Annotated in this window: 9 protein-coding genes; 7 read left to right on the top strand and 2 right to left on the bottom strand. The window is 70.8% G+C overall.

From position 1 onward, the window contains the following. Positions 1 to 4: 4 nt before the first annotated feature. Positions 5 to 2,329, top strand: coding sequence for a glycogen debranching protein (locus tag OG799_RS06625; RefSeq protein ID WP_406044096.1), 2,325 nt, complete (start codon positions 5 to 7; stop codon positions 2,327 to 2,329). 425 nt (positions 2,330 to 2,754) lie between these two features. Here the strand turns inward: OG799_RS06625 and OG799_RS06620 are convergent, their stop codons facing one another. Further along, the gene (locus OG799_RS06620; protein ID WP_406044094.1) at positions 2,755 to 5,835 is read right to left on the bottom strand and encodes a non-ribosomal peptide synthetase; all 3,081 of its coding nucleotides are present in this window, start codon (positions 5,833 to 5,835) and stop codon (positions 2,755 to 2,757) included. After that, entirely contained in the window at positions 5,822 to 7,537 is a 1,716-nt protein-coding gene (locus OG799_RS06615; protein WP_406044092.1) for a class I adenylate-forming enzyme family protein, read from the bottom strand. Before OG799_RS06615 ends, OG799_RS06620 begins: the two co-directional genes overlap by 14 nt. A gap of 188 nt (positions 7,538 to 7,725) precedes the next feature. Here OG799_RS06615 and OG799_RS06610 point away from each other — a divergent pair, with 188 nt between their 5' ends. The 6 genes from OG799_RS06610 (at position 7,726) to OG799_RS06585 (ending at position 22,556) form a co-directional block, all read left to right on the top strand. Beyond that, positions 7,726 to 9,381 carry a condensation domain-containing protein gene (locus OG799_RS06610; RefSeq protein ID WP_406044090.1) on the top strand — a complete coding sequence of 552 codons (1,656 nt, stop codon included), beginning with the start codon at positions 7,726 to 7,728 and terminating at the stop codon, positions 9,379 to 9,381. Beyond that, positions 9,378 to 12,452, top strand: coding sequence for a non-ribosomal peptide synthetase (locus tag OG799_RS06605; protein ID WP_406044088.1), 3,075 nt, complete (start codon positions 9,378 to 9,380; stop codon positions 12,450 to 12,452). Before OG799_RS06610 ends, OG799_RS06605 begins: the two co-directional genes overlap by 4 nt. Beyond that, the gene (locus OG799_RS06600) at positions 12,449 to 15,541 is read left to right on the top strand and encodes an amino acid adenylation domain-containing protein (RefSeq protein WP_406044086.1); all 3,093 of its coding nucleotides are present in this window, start codon (positions 12,449 to 12,451) and stop codon (positions 15,539 to 15,541) included. Before OG799_RS06605 ends, OG799_RS06600 begins: the two co-directional genes overlap by 4 nt. After that, positions 15,534 to 21,026 carry an amino acid adenylation domain-containing protein gene (locus tag OG799_RS06595; RefSeq protein ID WP_406044084.1) on the top strand — a complete coding sequence of 1,831 codons (5,493 nt, stop codon included), beginning with the start codon at positions 15,534 to 15,536 and terminating at the stop codon, positions 21,024 to 21,026. The genes OG799_RS06600 and OG799_RS06595 overlap by 8 nt, the downstream gene beginning before the upstream one ends. After that, positions 21,023 to 21,238: an MbtH family protein gene (locus tag OG799_RS06590; RefSeq protein WP_406044082.1), complete on the top strand. Its 216-nt coding sequence runs from the start codon at positions 21,023 to 21,025 to the stop codon at positions 21,236 to 21,238. The genes OG799_RS06595 and OG799_RS06590 overlap by 4 nt, the downstream gene beginning before the upstream one ends. Before the next feature lie 571 nt (positions 21,239 to 21,809). Continuing rightward, the gene (locus OG799_RS06585) at positions 21,810 to 22,556 is read left to right on the top strand and encodes an integrase core domain-containing protein (RefSeq protein ID WP_406044080.1); all 747 of its coding nucleotides are present in this window, start codon (positions 21,810 to 21,812) and stop codon (positions 22,554 to 22,556) included. Positions 22,557 to 22,644 lie beyond the last annotated feature (88 nt).

The raw sequence follows: 22,644 nt of genomic DNA, 5'->3' as shown, positions 1-22,644 counted from the left end.
GACGATGATCACACGACGCACACCCCGACGCCTCGCCCTGGCCGTCACGATGCTGCTAGGCCTGACCGGCGTGCTGTCCGCCGGCCTGATCACCGCACCGCCAGCACGGGCCGCGATCGACGCCCAGGCACTGGGCGCCCGCTATGACGGGACCGCCAGCAACATCACCTTCCGCGTCTACTCGTCGACGGCCACCCGGATCGCAGTCTACCTCTACAGCACTGCCGCCGGGGCGCAGGAAAAGATCAGCTACGTGCTGACCGAGAGCAGCGACATCTTCGCCAAGACCGTCAGCGTGGCGGAACTGAACAGTTACGGCATCACCGGCACGGTCTACTACGGCTACCGCGCCTGGGGTCCGAACTGGCCCTACCACACCGACTGGACGAAGGGTTCGACCGCCGGCTTCATCTCCGACATCGACTCCGCCGGCAACCGGTTCAACCCCAACAAGCTGCTGCTCGACCCCTACGCGCGGGAGATCAGCCACGACCCGCAGACGCCGAGCCACACCGACATGAGCGGCTACCGCTCCGGCGCCAACCGCGCGGTCGACACCGGCACGTTCGCCCCCAAGGGCATCGTGCTCAGCCCGCCGGCCGGCGGGTTCGGCACGAAACCCACCCGGGCGTTCAAGGACGACATCGTGTACGAGGTGCACGTACGCGGGCTGACCAAGAACGACGCCACGATCGCATCAGCCTACCGCGGCACCTACAAGGGTGCCGGGCTCAAAGCCCCTTACCTGGCATCGCTGGGCGTGACGGCGGTGGAGTTCCTGCCGGTGCAGGAAACCTTGAACGACACCAACGACGTCAACCCCACCAGCACAGCCGGGGACAACTACTGGGGGTACATGACGCTCAACTACTTCGCCCCCGACCGGCGCTACGCCTACGACAAGTCCCCCGGCGGGCCGACCGCCGAGTTCAAGGCCATGGTGAAGGCGTTCCACGACGCCGGAATCAAAGTGCTCGTCGACGTGGTGTACAACCACACCGGCGAGGACGGGCCACAGGGCGACAAGAACACCTACAACGTGTTCTCCTGGCGCGGCCTGGACAACCCCACGTACTACTCGCTGACCAGCGACCGGCAAAGCCCGTGGGACAACACCGGCGTCGGTGGCAACTACAACACCTTCAACCCCGTCGCGCAGAACCTCATCGTCGACTCCGTCGCCTACTGGAAGAACACCCTCGGCGTCGACGGCTTCCGGTTCGACCTGGCGTCCGTGCTGGGCAACACCTGCCAGCACGGGTGCTTCAACTACAGCCGGACCAACACCGGAACCGCGCTCAACCGCCTCGTCGCGGAGATGCCCGCTCGCCCGGCGGGCGGCGGGTCCGGTGTCGACTGGATCGCCGAACCGTGGGCCATCGGCGGCAACAGCTATCAGGTCGGCAACTTCCCCGCCGGCTGGTCGGAGTGGAACGGCATCTACCGCGACACCCTGCGTCGCGACCAGAACAAGATGGGCATCGACGCGGTCACCCCAGCCAACCTCGCCGACCGCTTCGCCGGGTCGTCCGACCTCTACGGCGACGACGGCAGACGCCCGTGGAACTCGGTCAACTTCATGGTCGCCCACGATGGGTTCACCCTGAAGGACCTCTACACCTGCAACAGCAAGAACAACAGCCAACCGTGGCCGTACGGTCCGTCCGACGGCGGCTCCGACGACAACATCTCCTGGAACCAGGGCGGCGTGGCCGCCGACCAACGCAAGGCGGCCCGCAACGGCCGAGCGTTCCTCATGCTGTCGGCCGGCACCCCGATGATGAGCGGCGGCGACGAGTACCTGCGCAGCATCAACTGCAACAACAATCCGTACAACCTCGACTCCAGCGCCAACTGGCTGGACTGGACGCCCGACACCAACCAGACGAACTTCTCCACCTTCACCAACCGGCTGCTGGCCTTCCGCAAAGCGCACCCCGCCCTGAGGCCGGTGAACTTCTACACGGCCGCCGACACCAACGGCAACGGGCTCGGCCAGCTCGAATGGTTCATCCCGGCGGGCACGACACCCGACTCCACATACTGGGGCAACGCGAACAACCACGCGTTGGCCTGGCGCATCGACGGCAGCGAGTTCGGCGACAGCGCGTCAGCGATCTACGTCGCCTACAACGGCTGGTCCGGCGACGTCACCTTCACCCTGCCCGCACCACCCGCAGGAAAGCAGTGGTACCGGGTCACCGACACCTCCACCTGGGCCGAAGGACCCAACCAGGTAGCCAGCCCGGGCAGCGAAGCCCTCATCGGCGGCGTCTCCACCACGTACGTGCTGCGTGCCCGAGGGCTGCTCCTGCTCATCGCCAGGTAGATCCACAGGACCACTCAATTTCGCTGCTGGGGAAGGGGTGTCTGCCCCTTCCCCAGCACCCCGCGCGCGGGGAACGGCCCCGACACTCCGCAGCCCTACCCAGCCCCCGTGGCCTTACCAACTCGGAGCGGCGGTTGAGCCGGTCACGCGGGCGGACCCGCGGCGCGCCATCCGACGACGTCCACATGTGCTTTTCCACAGCATGATCGGCCCCCTTCCTTCGGCTGATCAGTCCACCTGGCACCGGCAGCGGCGCGGCGGGTCGCACCCCTGGTGGCGGTCGGGCGACGCTGCCCCTGTCGTCACTCGACGAGCCGCCTGTCCAACGTGCTACGCCCTGCCGGAGCAGGCCGCGGTGGTGCGGCCGGCCCGCCGCCGGCACCGCCCACCTCGGCGGGGGCCGTGTGCAGTCGAGCACGCCGGAGTCAGGCACCCTGCCGCTGCGATTCGCTGGCTACCGCCTCGGCCATGCCGGCGATGGTTGCCCGGTCATACATGATGTGCAGGGGGAGGTCGGCACCCAGCCGGGCACGGATCCGCGCCGATATCTGTGCCACGGTCAGCGAATGCCCGCCCAGGTCGAACAGGTCGTCGTGGACGCCGATCGCGGCCGTCCCGAGCACTTCGGACCAGATCTGCTGGATCTCCCGCACCGGTCCGGCGGTCATGGGGGCGTCACTGGGCGAGAATGGAACATCGGGCTCGGCAGCGGCGACCGGGCGGGCGCGCAGGGCGACGCGATCGATCTTGCCGTTGGCGTTGAGTGGCAGGGAGTCGATCAGCTCGATGACGCCTGGCACCATGATCGCCGGAAGCGCGCCGGCCAGGTGCTCCCGGAGCACGTGTGGCGAAGGCGGCGGTCCCGCCGGCACCACGTACGCGACGAGACGCTGCTCCCCCGCCGCGCCCACCGCCACGACCGCCGCCCGTGCCACCTGGGCGTGTTCAAGCAGTCGCGCCTCGATCTCGCCCAACTCGATCCGGTGGCCGCGCAGTTTGATCTGTTCGTCCCGCCTACCGGCGAACTCCAGGACGCCGTCGTTTCGCCGGCGTACCAGATCTCCCGTGCGATAGAGCCGTGCTCCTGCCGGGCCGAACGGGTCGGGGCGGAACCGATCGGCGGTGAGCCCGGGCCGGCCGAGGTAACCGCGCGTCAGCCCGGCACCGCCGATCCACAGCTCACCGAGCAGGCCCGACGGCACCGGGTCGCCCCACTCGTCCAGGACATGCACGGTGGTGTTGGCGATCGGGCGGCCGATGGCGCCCTGGCCGGATTCCGGCGTCTCCGCAGCGGTGGACCAGATGGTCGTCTCAGTGGGGCCGTACACGTTGAGCAGTCGTGCGGCACGCACGCCGAGCTGCCGCGCCAGCGGCTCGGTGAGCGCCTCGCCGCCGGTCAGGGCCGTGATCCTCTCGACGGCCAAGCCACCGTCGAGCATCAGCTGCCAGCCGGAAGGGGTTGCCTGAACATGGGTGACGCCGCTGTCTCTGGCCAGCTGGGCGATACGACGCCCGTCGTGGGCGGCCTCAGGTGGCACGATCACCACGGTGCCGCCGCTGATGAGCGGCAGAAAGAGCTCCAGGGCCGCGATGTCGAAGGTCAACGCGGTCAGGGCGAGCCAGCGGTGCCCGAGGCCCGATCCGAGCCGGTTCCGGAAGTCCAGCAGCAGGTTGGCCAGGGACCGGTGTTCCACCTGCACCCCCTTGGGCTGGCCGGTGGATCCGGAGGTGTACAGCACGTAGGCACACTCGGCCGGATGCGGCGAGCGCCTCGGCGAAAAGCTGACGGAATGTGGGCCTGCGTTGTCCCACAACAGGATCCGGACAGCGGCGGCGGGCGGCAGCGCGCTCTGCCACTCGCTGCTGGTCAGCACCAGGTCAGGTTGCGCGTCGGTGAGGATCCTGGCGTTCCTCGCAGGCGGGTGCTCCGGGTCGAGCGGCAGATAGGCCGCGCCGCAGCGCAGTACCGCGAGCTGGGCGACGAGCGCATCGACCCCACGCCGCGCCAGCAACGCCACCACGGCGCCGGACCCGATCCCGGCATCGCGCAGCCGCTGGGCCAGCGCGTCGATCGCCGTTCCCAGCTGTTCATAGGTAAGTGAGCCGCCATCGTGCTCGACCGCGATCGCGTCGGGCGTCCGGGTGATCTGTTCGGAGAGCAGCTTGGGCAGGGTGACCTGCGGACAGGCGGCGGTGGCGTCGCCGGTGCGCGCCCTGGCCTGCTCGCTCGCCATGAAAGGCAGGCTGGTCCAGGGCTGGTCGGGCTGATCGGCTGCCGCCCGGACCAGCTCTCGCCAGTGTTGGGCGATGCGCTCGGCGTCGGGCCGGCCCATGACGTCGGGGTCGAACTGCAGCATCACCCGCCACTGTTCCGGGCCGTCAACCATGTGGATGCGCAGGGCCCCACGGCTGGTGTGGTTGGGCAGCGCCCACTCCACGGCGGCATCCAGCCCGGGGAACTTCGCGGCGGCCTCACGCCGCCGGTAGCCGAGCGTGACCGGCGCCAGTGCGACCGCGGGGCGGACACCGCTCACGGCGCGCGACAGAGGCACCTCCCGATAGCGGTAGAGTCCGTCCACGTCGGAGCGGAGGCCGAACTCGTCGACCAGTCGGTCGGCGAAGTCGCGAAACGTCTCGCCACGATGCGGGGCGAGGGCGACCGGCAGCTCATTGACATGAGCGCCGATGCGGTTGCGCTCCGCGAGCGAGCGGGTGCCCAGGTCAACACCGATCACCGGTGCCTCGTTGCCGTAACGGCGCAGCAGCATCAGCCAGGTGGCGAGCGTGAACACGAATGGGCTGTGGCCGAGCCGGCGGCTGGGCGCCCCGATCGCGGTCCGCAGGTCGTCGTCGAGGTCGAATTCGACGACCTCGCCCGGCCCTACCATCCTGGGCATGCCGCGCAGGCCGGGCAGGGCCACCTCGGCCGCGCCGGTGTGGCGTCCTTCCCAGAACTTCCTGGCCCCGGCGAGCAGGTCCGGCAGCCGCCGGACCGGCGGTGCAATGGCATCGGCGTCGAGCTGCGGCAGCGGTTCACCGGCGTAGGCGGTCGCGAGATCGTCGATGAAGATGGAGGTCGACTGGCCGTCGAAGACGAGGTGGTGCGCGACGACCAGCAGCCTGGCTCGTTGCGGAGCCAGCCGCATCAGGGTGCAGCGCAGCAGCGGTCCGTGCGCGAGGTCGAAGGGCCGCACGATCTCGGCGCGCTCGATCGCTCGCGCGCTGTCCGGATCGTCCTGCATGTCCATGACTGCCAGGTGCGGCGGCACCGCCGCGGCGATGCGCACCGGCAGCCCGTCACGCTCGACGAACGCACTGGCCAGCAACGGGTGGCGGGCGATCACCTCGCGGGTCGCGGCGGCCAGTGCGGCCTCGTCCAACGGGCCGTGGAAACTGATCGCGAACGGCATCGAATAGACGGTGCCCAGCCCGCCCATGCGTTCGGTGAACCAGATGCCGCTCTCGGCGAGCGTGGCGGGCAAGCTGGTTGGATCACTCGCGTTCATCGTGACTTCTCTCGGTGACGGCGGGGTCGGTGGCCAGCGCGGTCAGGTGGGAACGGCTGAACGGGTCGGCCATGGCCGCTGGCCCTGCCCCAACCGGCACGCCGGTTGCGGCGCCTGGCCCGGCGGCGGGGTCGCCGCTCAGACCCGGGTCGGCGGCGAACGTCGACATGAAGGACCGGCCGAACGGGTCGGCCACCGTCGCGGCTGGGGCTGACGCGGAGGGGTCTTTCCGCGTCGGCAGGTCGAGCAGCCGCCGGATATCGGGTTTGATCGGTTTCCCGGTCGGGTTGCGGGGCAGCTGGTCCACCACCAGCAGCCGTACCGGCAGCTCCGCCCGGGACAGCCGCGCGGACAGGAAGTCGCGTACCTCGTCCATGTCGACCGGGCAGTCCAGGCGCACCACGGCCGCGGGGACCGCACCCATCACCGGATGCGGCAGGCCGACTGCGGCGGCCTCGGCGACGGCAGGGTGTTCCAGCAGCGCTGCCTCGATCCGCAAAGTCGAGACCTTGAGTGCGCCGGATTTGATGATGTCGGATTCACGGTCGACCAGGATCAGGTACCCGTCGGAATCGAGCCGGCCGAGGTCTCCCATCCGCACCCACCCGTTGCGGAACACCGCCGCGCTACCCGACGGGTCGCCCAGATAGGAGCGTGGTGGGGCGTCGGAGCGCAGCCAGACTTCGCCGACCTCGCCGGGTGGCAGCTCGTGGCCTTGATCGTCGGTGATGCGCAGGTCACGGTGGCTCACCGGGCGGCCCAGCGCCTCCGGCCGGTCCGGATCGACGATCATGCTGATCTGCGCCGGCACCGCCTCGGTCGAGGTGTAGTAGTTGACCAGTACCGCCCGTGGGAAAGCCTCAGCCAGGCCACGGGCGGTCGCCGGCGGAAGCGCGGCAGCCGACGAGCTGAGCAGCTGCACGCAGGACAGGTCGTATCGCCGGTGGGCACCGCTACGCAACAGCTCGGCCGCCATCGACGGGACGAGGAAGACTGTGCCCGTCCGGTGCTGGTCGATCAGGCCGCAGAACTGGTCGGCATCGAAGCGGCCCGCGCACAGCAACGTGGGAGCGGCGGTGAGCACTTCGATCAGCATCATCTGCCCGGCGTTGGTCCCGATGGGGAAGGCGTGCACCATGGCCTGCGAATGCGCGTAGCGCCGCGGCCGCGGGTTGAGCACCTGCCCGTGGCACAGGTTGGCGTGGCTTGCGGCGACGTCCTTGGGGACTCCGGTGCTGCCCGACGTGCAGACGATCTGCGCCACGTCATCCGGGTCGGGAGCGTTCACAGGTTGATCCACGAGGGACAGGCCCGCCACGGCCAGGTCGGCGCCGGGGGTGCTCCACCAGGTCCCGTCCGGCGGCGGCAGCTCGCCCTGGTGCAGCACCGCGCTCGCGCCCACCCGGCGCAGCACTCCGTGCACCTGCGCGGCCGGAAGGCTTGCTGACACCGGGATCGCCGCCGCGCCAGCGGCGACGACGCCGCAGAAGGCGACCGCGTATCCGCACCAGTCGTCGCCGTAGAGCAATGCGACACGAGCGCCGCGCCGCACGCCCCGGCTGGACAGTGAGCGGGCGATGGCTTGAGCGTCACGATGCCAGGCAGCGAACGTGAGGGACCGGCCGGTGCTGTCCATGATCGCCACTCGCTGCGGCTCGCGCCCGGCGCGGACACGCAGCAGGCCCGGCACGGTCAGAGGCATGGCGGCAGGCATCCCGGCGACCTCGCATCGGCTCGATCAAGTCTCGGGACACTAACACCGCGGGGTCGATCCCTGAAAGGTGCTTCAGAAAGTTTCAGCACGGCCTTGCACAGACGTTGGACGATGGCGCAAAGTCTGTGACCGACGCCGGAACCAGCCGGCCGTCGGTGCCACGGGGGGCCGAACCCATGACGTTGACACCTTCGCGGTCAGCCTCGGAGGCCGATCCGCAGCCCGTAGGCTGGAGCCCGACCGAGGTAGCGCTGGCAGCGATCTGGCGCCGCCTGCTGATGGCGCCGACAGTCGAGCGCGATGATGAGTTCTTCGCCCTCGGCGGCGACTCGTTCCGAGCCACCCAGCTGGCCGCCCTGGTTCGCGGCGCGTTCGGCGTGGCGGCAGGCGCGACGCTCGCCTTCGACCGGCCGGTGCTTGCCGGGCAGGCGGCGTGGATCGACGCCGCCGCACGCACATCCGGCCCGACAACGACCGGCCCCCTCGGCATACCGGCCGCGCTGAGCACGGTCAGCAGTGGACCCGGCGAGGGCCGGGCTGCCGGAGCCGTGCCGCTGAGCACGCAACAGCTGGAGTTCCTGGACTGGATTTCCGCCACTCAACCGCCCCGTGACCCCGGTGCCATCTGCACCGCGATCCGCATTCGCGAGCGGTTCGACGTCGATCTGCTGCGGCGCTGCCTGGCGCTACTGGCCGATCGCCACCAGCCACTGCGCACCGTGGCGTCCCGTGCGGAGCGTGGTGGCCTCGCGCTCTCGCTCGCCGAGCACCTGCCGCCGACCGTCGAAGTGGTGACCGCCGCCGGGGACACGGCACAGCAGCGAGTCGTCGCGGCGGCCGAGCTCGCCCGCGCCGAACGCAACCGGGTCGGGGACCTGGTGACCGATCCGCTGGTGCGCGCGCTGGTCATCCGCATCGACGAGGACGACGCCGTGCTGGTCCTCAGCGTGCACCACTTCGTCTTCGACGGCTGGTCGCTGGGGGTGCTGCTGCGTGAACTCGGCCTGCTCTACTCGGCGCTTCGCGCCGGGCATCCATCGCCACTGCGGCCACTGGTCATGGACTACGCCGGCTACTGCGCATTCACGGCTACGCAGTGGGAGCTCAACCGGGACCACTGGGAACGGGTTCTGCACGGGGCGCCGAGGGCGTTGACGCCATTCCCCGGGCGGCGTGCCGGCAACCGGTTCTCGCGACGCCGCCATCCGTTTGCTCTGGACGCCGACCTGGCCGGTCGGCTACGGAACACCGCCCACCGTCACGGCGGAACCCCCTTCATGGCTGCCGCGACGTGCTGGAGTCTGGCGCTGTCCAGGTGGAGTGGCGCGACCGACATCGTGCTGATGTCCCCGGTACCGGGCCGGATCGCGCCCGAGCACGACACGCTGATCGGCTGCCTGGTGCAGTCACTGCTGATCCGCGTGGACACGTCCGGCGATCCGGACTTCACCACCATGCTGGGCCGGGTCCGCGACAGCGCGTTGGCGGCGGCGAGCCATCAACTGCACGCCTACCACGAGACCGCTCCCCTGGTGCCCTACCCGGCCCGCATCCACTACGAGAGCTGGGGCGGTACCCCGTTCTTCCCCGGCCTGCGCTCCGAGGCGTTCCCGCTTCCCCGCGAGCAGGAGGATCTTGACTGGCCGACGCCCGGCGGCGAGGACGATCTGAGCACGCCCGAACTCATCGTCGAGGAACGGCAGGACGCCCGCCTGGACGCCGCTGTGGTCTACAACCACCAAACCTTCACCGCACAGACCGCGACCCGCCTCGCCGCCGCCTTCCTCGACCAGGTGGCCGCCGCGACGGGCACCCCTGGAGCCCAGCAGTGATCGATCTCTCCCCGCATCAGGAACGGATGTGGTTCCTGCAACGGCTGGACCCGCGCGACGCCTCGTACAACATCTACTGGGTACATCGGCTGCGCGGCCCGCTCGACCCCGAGGCCCTCGGACGCGCCCTCGATGCGGCGATCGCTCGTCATGAGGTGCTGCGCACCCGCTACGTGCAGCGCGACGGCGTTCCGGGCGGGGAGGTGACCTCACCGGCGCCGGTGGCCGTGGAACGCGTCGAGGTCGACCAGTCGGAAGCGGCGAGCGCCGGGCAGGCCGCGCACTGGCTCGTGTTGGACCGGGTGGCCGAACCGTTCGACCTCGCCGCCGGGCCGCCGCTGCGGGTCACCCTGCTGCGCCTGAACGACGAGGACCACATCCTGTGCGTCGTGGTCCACCACATCGCCGCCGACGGGCTGTCGATGCGCATCCTCGGAGACGAGATCGCCGCCGCCTACCAGGCGTTCATCGAGGGCTCGACGCCCTCGTTTCCCGAGGTGGAGCTGGCCCACCGCGACTATGTTGCGGCCGTTCGAGGCGGGACCGTCCGGCAGTCCACCGAGCAGGCCAGGAAGTTCTGGGCTGAAGAGCTCGCGGGGGTACCCGATCTGCAGTTGCCCGTCGACCTGCCCCGGGCGGCGGTCCGAGTGACCACCGGTGGCCTTCATCGCCTGGAACTGCCCGCCGATCTGCTCCAGGAAATGGACGCCTTCGCCCGAAGGCACCGCTGCACCGCGTTCATGATCCTATTCGCCGCGTACGAGGTGCTCCTGGGCCGGCACGCCGGCCAGGACGACTTCTGCGTCGGCGTCCCGGTTGCCGGGCGCGATCAGGTCGAGTTCGAGCGCGTGGTCGGCTGCCTGGCCACCACGATCGCGATCCGAGCGGACCTGGCCGGGACGCCGAGCTTCAACACCGTCGTCGAGCGGGTGCGCGCCCGGTGCCTGTCCGCGTTCGGCCATCAGCACCTGCCATTCGCCGAGGTGATGGCCGAGCTCGAGGTGTCGCGCGACCGGTCCCGTACGCCCGTCTACCAGGCCATGTTTTCCCTGCAGTACGAGCAGCCGCAGCCGTTCTCGCTCGGCACGGCCAGCGGCACCGGATACCACCTCGACTACGCGCAGGCCAAGTGCGACCTGGCGATGGAGATCTGGCGAGGTCCGGGCGGCGCGCGCATCGACCTGAGCTACTCGGCCGGCCTGTTCACCGCGGACACCGCCGAGCGGCTGGCACAACGGTTCGTGACCCTGCTGCGCGGCTTGCTGTCCGCGCCGGACAGTCCGGTCAGCTCGGTGGACATGCTCCCCCCGGCCGAAAGCCGGCTGCTGATCGCGCGCGGTGAGGGAGCCGCACTGCCGCAGACGTGCACGGCGACGGTCCTCGACCGGTTCCTCGATCAGGTCCGCCGCTCGCCGCATTCGCCCGCCGTCTGCTGGGACGGGGGCGGGTGGAGCTACGGCGAGCTCGAAGTGCATAGCCGCCGCGTGGCATCGCTGCTACGCGCAGCCGGGGTCCGGCCCGGCGAGCTGGTCGGTGTCTTCCTGCCGCGCGGCCCGATGCTGATCGCCGCGCTGCTGGGCGTCTGGCGGGCCGGCGCGGCCTACGTGCCGCTGGACCCGCGCTACACAGCCGGGCGCACCGCACAGGCGCTCCAGGACTCCGGGGCGGCCTGCGTGCTGGCCGACGCGCAGTCGGCCGGACAGCTGCCGGCCGAGTCCAGCACCCCCGTGGTATGCACCGACCAGGCCGACACCCCCGACGAGATCGGACAGACCGCCCCGCCCCAGGGCGCACACACCGCGTACGTCATCTACACGTCGGGCTCCACCGGCCGCCCGAAGGGTGTCGCCGTCAGCCACGCCTGCCTGACCGCGTTCCTCGACGCCACCGCCGCGCTGGTCGGCGGCACCGGCCCGGAGACCGCCTGGCTGGCGCTGACGTCGGTGTCGTTCGACATCTCCGCCCTGGAGATGTACCTGCCGCTCACCACGGGCGGCCGCCTCGCCGTGCCCGGTGAGGAGATCACCTCCGGCGACGGCGCGGCCGTCGTCCGCTTCGCCCGGCGGCAGCGGGTCACCCATGTCCAGGCGACACCGTCGGGCTGGCAGGTGCTGCTTGCCGGGGGATATCACCTGCCTGAGGTGACCGCGCTGGCCGGCGGCGAAGCTCTGCCGTTGCCGCTCGCTCAGCAGCTCCGTCACGGCAGCGCGCGCCTGTTCAACATGTACGGGCCCACCGAGACCACCATCTGGTCGGCCTGCTGGGAGGTGCCCGCCGAGCCGGTGGACGTGTCGCTGGGCCGCCCGATTCCCGGCACCCGGCTGCGGGTGCTCGATCCGTCCGGCCGTCTCTGCCCGATCGGCGTACCCGGTGAACTGGTCATCGGTGGCGCCGGTGTCGCGCTGGGCTACCTGCACCAACCTGGCCTGACCGGGCAACGCTTCGTGGCCGATCCGTGGGGCCCGCCCGGCTCGCGCATGTACCGCACCGGCGACCTGGTGCGCTACCGGGCCGACGGCGGCCTCGAGTTCCTCGGCCGACGCGACCAGCAGGTCAAGGTGCGCGGTCATCGACTGGAGCTGGGTGAGGTGGAAGCGGCGCTGCGCGCCGTGCCCGGCGTGCGCGAAGCCGCCGCCGCGCTGCACGGCGATCACCTGCTGGGCTACGTCACCGGGGACGCCGACGCCGAGCAGGTGCGCGCCCGGCTCGCCACGATGCTGCCCGGATATGCGGTGCCGTCGGCGGTGCTGGTGTTGCCGGCGCTGCCGATGACGCCCAACGGCAAGCTGGACCGTTCGGCGCTGCCGAAGGAACTCCCTACCCCGGTGGCGACGGACGAATACGAATATCAAGGCCCCGAGGCGCTGATGCACAGCATCTGGTGCGAGGTGCTGGGGCTGGCCTCGATCCGCCCCGACGACGACATCTTCGACCTGGGCGGGCATTCGCTCACCCTGGCCCGGATCGCCGCCCGGGTGCGCGAGCGGATGGGTGCGGACCTGCCGCTGTCGGCCTTCTTCGACACCTCGACCATTCGCGGGCTCAGCCAGCTTGTGCAGGCCACCCGGTGAGCGCTGCGAGCGACCAGGCGTTCGCGCTGGCACCTTCCCAGGAGCGGCTGTGGTTCCTGCACCGGCTGAACCCGGCTGACACCGCGTACCACATGTTCTTCACCCTGCGGCTGCTCGGCGACCTCGATGTGCCGGCGCTGGCGTCCGCCCTGGAGGCGCTCGCCCGCCGCCACGAGCCGCTACGCACCCGCTATGTCGAGGTCGACGGTGTGGCGACGGGCCTGGTCGCCGCGACCGGGAACTGCCCGCTGCACCAGGTGGATCTGGTCGGGGCACCGGACCCGTTGGATGTCACTGACGCCTCGATCCGACAGGACCTGGAAGGACCGTTCGACCTGAGCGCCGCGGCCCCGCTGCGCGCCACGCTCTACCGCCTGGCGGCCGGCGATCACGTGCTGTCCCTGGTGCTGCATCACATCGCCGGAGACGGCTGGTCGCTGGACGTGCTCGGCGCGGAGCTGCCGGAGCTCTACAACGCCGCGCGCTCCGGGCGCGCGCCGGCGCTGGCGGCGCTGCCCGCCCGGTATCGCGACTACGCCGCATACGCCCGGCAGCGCGCGGGCGTCGACCGCAATTTCTGGCACAACCGGCTGGCCGGTGCGGCGCGGCTGGACCTGACCGGGCTGTCCGCGGAAGCCGATGCCGGCGCGCCACCGGCCACGGGAGCCTTCCACGAGGTGCCGCTCGCGACGAGCGCCGTCTCGTCGCTGCGCGACCTGGCCCGCACCGAACGCGCCACGATGTTCCTGGTGCTGCTCACCGGCTTCCAGGTGCTGCTGTCGCGCCACACCGGGCAGCGCGACCTGTGCGTGGCCGCGCCGGTGGCCGGCCGCGATCGCAGCGAGTTCGAGTCGCTCTTCGGTTACCTGAGCAGCACGATCCTGCTGCGAGCCGACCTGGGCGGCGACCCGTCCTTCCGGGACCTGTTGCGCCGCAACCGTAACGGCTTCTTCGAGGCATTCAGCCACCCGAGCGTGCCCTTCGAGGAGCTGGGTTCCGACGGCGCCCCGTTCGACGCGCTGTTCGTCCTGGACAGCCCCGCCGCGGCGGCCATGACCTTCGACGGCCTGACCGCGCAACCGTTTCCCACCGGGCTGCGCAAAACCAAGACGCCGGTGACGCTGGAGGCCCGGAACCTGCCGGACGGGCTCCAACTCCTGCTGGGACACCAGCTGCGGTTGTGCGACGAGGCGGCCGGGCAGCGGCTGGCCCGGCGTCTCGGCTGCCTGCTCACCGCCGCGGCAGAGGCACCCGGCCAGCGGGTAAAGCGGTTGACGATGCTGACACCTGCCGAGTCCGTCCAGCTGGTCGCGGCGGGCCGCGGGCAGCGGCCCGGCCGGCCGGCCCCGGATGCGGTGGGCCTGTTCCTGGCCCAGGCAGCCGACGCTCCCGATGCGATCGCCGTGATCGACGGCGACGACCAGGTCAGCTACGCCGCGCTGGTCGCGCGGACCGAGACGCTGGCGACCCGGCTGCGGGCGATGGGCGCCGGGCCGGGCACGACGATCGCGGTGCGCGGACAGCGCGGTGCGGAGCTGGTTGTCGACCTGCTCGCGGTGCTGCGGGCCGGCGCCGCCTATACCTGTCTCGACCCGGCCGATCCGCCGGCCCGCCAGGACACCCTGATCACCGGAAGCGGGGCCGCCCTGCTGCTCTCCGCCGGACAGCCGGAGCCGGTGCCCGGCGTCGCCGCTGCCTCGTCCACTCGCCCGGTGTCCCCGCTCGACCTGGCCTATGTCTGCAATACCTCCGGTTCCACCGGCCTACCCAAGGCTGTCATGTTGACCCGGCAGGCGCTGGCCGCGCGGGTGCGCTGGATGTCGAGCGAATACCGGCTTGGGCCGGGCGATCGGGTGCTGCAGTTTGCCTCGGTCTCCTTCGATACCCACGTCGAAGAGATCTTCCCCTGCCTGGCAAGTGGCGCCACCCTGGTCATCGGGCCGCGGCGCGGCGAGCTGCTGCCGGACTTCCTGTCCACCCCGCTGGCCGCCACCCTGACTGTGCTGGATCTGCCCACGAGTTTCTGGCACGAGCTGGCAGCGCGGGACTCGACCCGCTGGCCGCCGGCCCTGCGGTTGCTGATCATCGGCGGTGAGGCGGCGCACGCCGACGCCGTCACCGCCTGGCGGCGCGCCGTCGGGCCACGGGTGCGGCTGGTCAACACGTACGGGCCGACCGAGGCCACGGTCATCGCCACCGCCGCGGAGGTGACCGGCGAGCACCTCGATCCCCCGATCGGGCTGCCCATTCATGACACCGACGCGCATGTGCTCGACCGCCACCTGATGCCGGTGCCGCCCGGCGTGCCCGGCCAGCTCTATCTCGGCGGCGCCGGACTGGCCCGCGGATACCGCGGCGAGCCGGGACGCACCGCGCGCCAGTTCGTCCCGGACCCGCTCGGGTCCCCCGGCGGGCGCCTCTACGCCACCGGCGACCGGGTGCGCCGCACCGCCGACGGGCAGCTGCACTTCCTCGGCCGCGTCGACGACCAGATCAAGATCCGGGGGTACCGGATCGAGCCGGCTGAGGTGGAACGGCAGCTGATGTCCGAGGCGGAGGTGCAGGCGGCCGCGGTCACCGTACGCGACCAGGCGCTCGTCGCGTGGGTGGTGTGCGCTCTGGACGAGCCCGCCGTGCTGCGGGCGAGGCTGGCCGCGCGCCTGCCCGAACGGCTGGTGCCCGCGCACGTCGTCGCGCTCGACCGGCTGCCACTGACCGCCAACGGCAAGGTCGACCGGGCTGCCCTCGCCCGCCTGCCGGTGGCGGCGCCGGTCGCCGGCAACGGGCACGTGCCGCCACGCGACGACGCGGAGCACCTCGTGGCCGAGGTGTGGTCGGAGGTTCTGGGCCGCAACCCGATCGGCGCGTTCGACGACTTCTTCGCCCTGGGTGGCCACTCCCTGCACGCCTTGCGGGTCGCCGCTCGCCTGGGCGACGCGACAGACCTCGATGTGCCGCTGCGTCTGCTCTTCGAACACCGCACGGTGGCGCAACTGGCGGCCCGGATCAGGGCCCTGGTGCTCGCCGACATCGAGCGGGCGGCCGACGCTCAGGCGGCGGTCGCCGCCGGAAAGGTCGCGCATGACTGAGCAACTGTCCGCCGAGACGCAGGCCCTGCTGACACAACGCCTGCGTCGCCGGCCCCGCAGCACAAGCCCGGCCATTCCGCGGCGCGCCGAGGCCGACCCGCCGCTGTCCTACGCTCAGGAACGCCTGTGGTTCATGGAGCAGTACGCGCCGGGCACCAGGGCCTACACCGTCCCCGTGGTGCGCCGCATCCGCGGACCGCTCGACCCGGACGCCGTACGCAGGGCACTGGGTCACCTCGTCGCCCGGCACGAGGCGCTGCGCACCCGCTTCCCGGCCACCGATGACGGCCGCCCGGTGGCGTTGGTGGCCGAGCGAGCCGATCCGGTGCTGCGCGTGGTGCCGGCCACCGACGAACAGCAGACACAGGCACTGATCGACGACGAACTCGCCCAACCGGTCGACCCGGCCGGCGCGCCGCTGCTGCGCGGGCTGCTGATCCGCATGGCTGCCGAGCACCACATCCTCGTGCTCGCGGTCCATCACCTGGCCTGTGACGGGTGGTCTGCGGAGCTGCTGATCCGCGAACTGCTCGGGCTCGCCGCGGGACAGGCGCCACAAGCGGAACCTGCCATCCGCTATGGCGACTTCGCCGCCTGGCAGCGGGCCGGGCGCACCGGCGAGTCGGCGCGCCGCGACCTGGCGTACTGGTTGCCACGGCTGGCCGACGTGCCCGCGCTACAGCTGGTCACCGACCGTCTCCGCCCGGCGCAGCAGACCTTCAGCGGCGCGCAGCACCATCTGGCCGTCGACAATGCAACCGCGGACGGGCTTTCGGCATTGGCTCGCGACCGCGCCGCCACACCGTACATGGCGCTGCTGGCCGCGTTTCAGGTGCTGCTCGCCCGGTTCAGCGGCCAGCGCGACTTCGCCGTCGGCACTCCGGTGGCCGGTCGCCATCGCCCGGAACTCGAGGACGTCGTCGGGGTCTTCGTCAACAGCCTCGCCATGCGCGCCGAGCTGCACGGCGACCCGACCTTCGCGCAGCTGCTGGACCGGGTACGCGCCAGCACCCTCGATGCGTTCGCTTACCAGGAGCTTCCGTTCGAGCAACTGGTGACCGCGCTGGATCCGGTGCGTGACGTCAGCCGTCCGCCGGTCTTCCAGGTTCTGTTCGCGCTGCAGAACTACGGCCCGGCCACCCCGGTCCCGGGTGCGTTGACCGCGGAGAGCTACCCGGTGCGCACCTGGGCCACCCGGTTCGACCTGGAGCTGTACGTGGTCGAGGGCGCCGACGGCTGGCACTGCCAGTTCATCTACAACCCCGACCTGTTCGACGCGGCGAGCATCGAAGCGATGGCGACCGGCTTCGGCGCGCTGCTGGCGACGGTGAGCCGCGACCCGGACACGCCGATGTCCCGGCTGGCCTGGCTGGATGAACCCGCACGGGCCCGTGCGCGGGCCGCCAGCCGCGGCCCGGTGGCGGACTTTCCCGCGCAGACCACGCTGCACGCCCTGGTCGAGGCGGGGCTGGCCGTCGCGCCGCAACGGATCGCGGTCACCGCGCCGGAGGGATCGCTGACCCGCGCGGAGCTGGCCGTCCGCGCCAACCAGATCGCCTACCGGCTGCGTCAGGCGGGCGCGGGTCCGGGATCGATTGTCGCGGTGCACGCCGAACGTTCCCTCGACCTGATCGCCGCGCTGGTCGGCGTGCTCAAGTCCGGTGCGGCGTACCTGCCGCTGGATCCGGACTATCCGCGGGAACGGCTGGAATACATGCTCGCCGACTCGGGAGCCAGGGTGGTGCTGACCCAGCGGCGGCTGGAATTGCCCGCGCCTGGCGCGGCGAGCGTCCTCCACCTGGACGATCCAGCCGCGTGGCAGGACCAGCCGGTCACCGACCCCGCGCCGCTGGCCGGGCCGCACGACGGCGCCTATGCCATCTACACCTCCGGCTCCACCGGCCGCCCGAAGGGGGTGCTCGTCTGCCACCAGGCGATCTGCAACCGGCTGCACTGGATGCAGGAAACCTACCGGATGGGCGAGCAGGACGCGGTGCTGCAGAAGACACCGGCCAGCTTCGACGTGTCGGTGTGGGAGTTCTTCTGGCCGCTGATCGCTGGGGCGCGCCTGGTGATGGCCCGCCCCGGCGGCCACAAGGATCCGGGCTACCTGCGCGACGTCATCGCCGGTGAGCGGGTGACCACCGCCCACTTCGTGCCGTCCATGCTGGGCGCGTTCCTCGCCGAGCCGGACATCGAGCGCTGCGCCTGGCTGCGGCGGGTCATCTGCAGCGGCGAGGAGCTACCCCCGGCGCTGGCGGCCCGGCTGCATGAGCGGCTCGAGGTCGAGGTGCACAACCTCTACGGTCCAACCGAGGCCGCCGTCGACGTGTCGGCCTGGCCGTGCCCGCCCGAGCAGTGCGACGGCACCGCCCGGCTGCCGATCGGCATGCCCATCCAGAACATCAGCCTGTACGTGCTCGACGACCACGGCAGCCTGCAGCCGGTGGGCGTAGCCGGCGAGCTGTTCATCGCCGGCGTCGGCCTGGCCCGCGGCTACCTGGGCCGCCCGGCCGCCACGGCGCAACGCTTCCGGCCCGACCCGTTCGGCCCGCCGGGTTCGCGCATGTACGCCACCGGCGACCTGGCCCGCCGCCGCGCCGACGGCGCGCTGGAGTTCCTCGGCCGGATCGATCGCCAGATCAAGCTGCGCGGCATCCGCATCGAGCCGGGCGAGATTGAGGCAGCGCTGACGGCGCTGCCCGCGGTGACCGAGGCTGCGGTCGTCGTACGCGAGGACCGTCCCGGCGATCAACGCCTGGTCGGCTACGTCACCGGACTGCCGCAGGAACCGGCGGCGTTGCGGACCGCGCTCAAGCGCACCCTGCCTGATCATCTGGTGCCCACCGCATTCGTCAACATCGACGTGCTGCCGCTGGGTCCCAGCGGGAAGCTGGATCGCGCCGCCCTGCCGGCGCCGCATCGGGCCATCGCTCCCGCCGCGGAGGCGGCACCGCGAACGCCGACCGAGGCAGCGATCGCCGAAGTCTGGCAGGAGGTACTCGGCCTCGACCGCGTCGGGCTCGAGGACGACTTCTTCGACGCCGGCGGGCATTCGCTGCTGGCCATCCAGGTGGTGGCCCAGCTACGCACCCGCATCGGCGCCGGGATCAGCGTGATGGACCTGTTCCAGCACCCGACCGTACGGGAGTTGGCCACGCTCGCCGACTCCGGCCTCGACCGGCCGCGCGACCTGCTCAACGAACTGACCCGCAACACCGCTGGCCGCACCGCCGAGCTGACTCTGGTCTGCGTCCCGTACGGCGGTGGCAGCCCGGTGGTGTACCAGCCGCTGGCCGACGCGCTCCCGGCCGGGTACCGGTTGTTCGCGGTGACGATACCGGGACATGATCTCGGCGTCGACGATGCGGCGATCCCCTTCGACGAGCTGATCGACCGGTGTAGCGCCGAGATCCTCGACAAGGTCGACGGGCCGATCGCTCTCTACGGGCATTGCGGCGTCGGCAGCGCGGTCGCCGTGGAACTGGCCCGGCGTTTGGAGGGGACCGGACGATCGCTCGATGCCGTCTACATCGCCGCCATCTTCCCGTTTGCCCGGCCACGCGGCCGGGCCATGCAGGTTCTGTCCAAGGTGGCCAGACGCGACGCGCTGACCGGCGACCGGGTCTACGAGAACTGGTTGCGCGGCCTGGGTCTGGAGATGGCCGAGCTCGATCAGGAGCAGGCCTATCGCGTGATCCGCAACATGCGCCAGGACAGTGACGCCGCCGAGCAGCGGTTCACGGCGATGCTGCATGACGGTGTCGATCGGATCGCCGCGCCGGTCATCTCGGTGGTCGGCGACCGCGATCCCGCCACGGAGTTCGCCAGCGAACGCTTCCGGGAGTGGCATTTCCTCAGCCCCCGAGCGGCGCTGGTCGTGCTGGACGAAGCCGGCCACTTCTTCCTCAAGTACCGGGCGGAGGAGCTGGCGCAGATCGTCACCACCGTGCACCCCTCACTCGGCGACCCGGTCGCCACACGCCAGCAGGCCCGGCGGCCGGGACGCACCTGGTGGCTGGCCGGTGAATCCAGCCCCGACCAGGCACACGCCGGATCGACGCCCACGGTCGCCCCGAGCATGGGCCGGTTCCTTGCCGTGGCCGCGGGCCAGCTGGTCTCGATCACCGGGTCGGCCCTGACCGAGTTCGCCATTCCCATCTGGATCTACCTGAACACCGGATCGATCGCCCAGTTCGCGTTGTTCACCGTGCTGGGCCTGGTACCCGGGTTGCTGATCGCCCCGCTCGCGGGTGCAATCGTCGACCGCATCAGCCGCAAGCGGGTCATGCTCGCCGCCGACTGCGCCGCTGGTGGCGTACAGGTCGTCCTCGCCCTGCTGCTGGCCGGCGGAAGTCTTCAGGTGTCGCACATCTACGCGCTGATCACCGTCCTGTCCGTCGCGCTGACGTTCCAACGCCTGGCCTACGGCTCAGCCATCCCGCAACTGGTGCCCAAGCACTATCTCGGTCATGCCAACGGAATGGTCCAGATGATCAATGGTGGCGCCGCCGTGATGGCGCCGTTGCTGGCGACGGCCTTGATGGCCACGATCAACCTGGGCGGCATCCTCCTCCTGGACATCGCCGGCTACGCCGTCGCGATCGGCGTCACGGCGCTCGTACGCTTCCCCACCACCGCAGCCTGGAAGCGGCGCGAGAGCCTGGGCGCGGAGATCAGAGCCGGCCTCCGGTACTCCTGGGATCACCGTGGCCTGCGGGCGATGCTGCTGTTCTTCGCGGTGCTGAACATCTTCCTGTCACCGCTGTTCATTCTGTTGACTCCGCTGACGATGTCGTTCGGCGGGCTGGCCGAGGCGGGCCGGGTGGCGGTCTGCGGTGGCCTCGGCGCGGTGACCGGCGGGCTGGTGATGGGAATGTGGGGCGGGCCGCGCCGGCTGCGGATGCGCGGCATGCTGACCGCGGCGATGGTCCTGGCGGCCTGCTGCGTCATTCCCGGCTTGCGGCCCAACCTCTGGGTAGTGGGCGCGGGCGCATTCGCCATGAGCCTGGCCCTCAACGTCATGAACGGCATCTACTTCACCACTGTGCAGGTCAAGGTCGCTCAGCGCTTCCACGGACGGGTCTTCGCGCTCAACACCGTCATCTCGTGGTCGACGCTGCCGCTCGGTTTCGGGGTGGTCGCTCCCCTGGGTAGCCGGCTCTTCGAGCCGCTCATGGCCCACGACGGGCTGCTGGCGGGCACGGCCGGTCGCCTGCTGGGCACCGGCGAAGGCCGTGGCACGGCCGTGATGTACCTGGTCTTCGCGGCCGTAATGGCGCTGATCGTGGTGGTGGCGCGGCGCACCCGCACCCTGAAGAACTTCGACCAAGAGGTCGCCGACGCGCCGCCGGACGACCTGGTGGGTCTGCAGATCCTGCGGGCACTCCGAACGGGCGACCCTGACGGCGCGGCCCTGGACGCGGTGGATCGCCAACCCATTGGCATGCCCACACCGGACAAGAAAGAGGTACAGCGGATATGAGCACCACCGAGCCGGTCTTCCTCGTGGTCATCAACGACGAGGAGCAGTACTCGATCTGGGCCGAGGACCGTGAGATGCCGGCCGGCTGGCACCCGACCGGTTTCCGCGGACCAGAGCAGGAATGCCTGGCGCACATCGACCAGGTGTGGACCGACATGCGCCCGCGCAGCCTGCGCCAGGCACTCGACGAGCAGAAGCCGGCGGGAGTTTGATGACGTGGCCGCGTTCCGGACGGTGTCGACGCGGGTGGTGCTCGGACACCGGGTCGCGACGCGCTTGCGGCACCGCCACACGGTCTAATCTAAGGGTGCCCCTGCCGAAATGCTCATCCGCCCTGGTCGGAGCCGGTCCGCGGGGTGGGGATGTCGATCCCGATTGCTTGCGCTGGGCCTCTCGCGCAGCCGGTGATCGCCACGGCATGATGGTCCGCCGTGCTGCTGCGACTGGCCTATTTGGGTGTGACGAACGCGTTCGCCATGCTGCGCCTGCTGCCGATGAGCGACCGGGACAAGGACGTGGAAATCCTGGCGTTACGCCATCAGATCACCCTGCTGGAGCGGCAACTGGGCAAGCAGAGGCCGCGGTTCGACGCGAGCGATCGGGCGTTCCTGGCGGCGCTGCTGCACCGGCTCCCGTGGGACGTGCTGCGTCGGTTGCGGCTGCTGGTGCGCCCGGACACTGTCCTGCGCTGGCACCGCGACCTGCTCGCACGCCGCAATGCGGCTCGGTCCCGGCCCAAGCGCCCGGGCCGGCCGCGGACCGTGCACTCGATCCGCGCCCCTGGTGCTGCGCCTGGCGCGGGAGAATCCCAGCTGGGGATATCGCCGACTTCACGGCGAACTGCTCGTGCTTGGAATCAAGGTGGCCACGTCCACCGTATGGGAGATCCTGCAAGAGGCCGGGATAGACCCGGCGCCCGAGCGCGCCTGCAGCACGTGGGCCGACTTCCTGCGCTCCCAGGCCGACGCCCTGCTGGCATGCGACTTCTTCGAGACGGTCACCCTGACCGGAGCGCGGTTGTACGTGCTCGCGGTGATCGAGCACGCCAACCGACGCGTCCGGGTCCTGGGCGCGACCACGCACCCGACCGCCACGTGGGTGGCGCAAGCGGCGAAGAACCTGGTCATGGACCTCGAGGACGCCGGCTGCCGGGCCCGGTTCCTGATCCGGGACCGCGATGGGAAGTTCCCGACCCTGTTCGACGCCGTTCTCAAAGACGCGGGCATCGACGTCGTGCTCAGCGGCGTCCGGATGCCCCGCATGAACTCGATCATGGAACGCTGGGTGCAGACCTGCCGGCGTGAACTGTTGGACCGCACCCTGATCTGGAACCAGCGGCATCTCCTCCACGCCCTGCGCGAGTTCGAGGACTTCTACAACACCCACCGGCCCCACCAAGGCACCGCCAACGCACGCCCGCTGTACCCGTTGCCCGCGCAGGTCGCCGACCCGGACAAGATCGCCCGCCTCGACATACGCAGACGCGATCGCCTCGGCGGCATCCTCCACGAGTACCAGCATGCTGCGTGACCTGCGTGGACGAGGTTTTCGGCAAGCGCACGGTCGGCCCGGTCGTCGCGCGGCTGGAGGCGTCACCCAACCGGTCACGTCGACCACC

Source organism: Micromonospora sp. NBC_00898 (assembly GCF_045207895.1).
GTDB lineage: Bacteria > Actinomycetota > Actinomycetes > Mycobacteriales > Micromonosporaceae > Micromonospora.
Note: the sequence above shows the minus strand (reverse complement) of the source record. Positions and strands in the feature narration are given on the sequence as shown.

Bases quoted from the DNA above. Each gene is read 5' to 3' on its own strand.
- OG799_RS06620 (WP_406044094.1), bottom strand. From the start codon at position 5,835: ATGAACGCGAGTGATCCAACCAGCTTGCCCGCCACGCTCGCCGAGAGC.
- OG799_RS06615 (WP_406044092.1), bottom strand. From the start codon at position 7,537: ATGCCTCTGACCGTGCCGGGCCTGCTGCGTGTCCGCGCCGGGCGCGAG.
- OG799_RS06595 (WP_406044084.1), top strand. From the start codon at position 15,534: ATGACTGAGCAACTGTCCGCCGAGACGCAGGCCCTGCTGACACAACGC.
- OG799_RS06610 (WP_406044090.1), top strand. From the start codon at position 7,726: ATGACGTTGACACCTTCGCGGTCAGCCTCGGAGGCCGATCCGCAGCCC.
- OG799_RS06590 (WP_406044082.1), top strand. From the start codon at position 21,023: ATGAGCACCACCGAGCCGGTCTTCCTCGTGGTCATCAACGACGAGGAG.
- OG799_RS06625 (WP_406044096.1), top strand. From the start codon at position 5: ATGATCACACGACGCACACCCCGACGCCTCGCCCTGGCCGTCACGATG.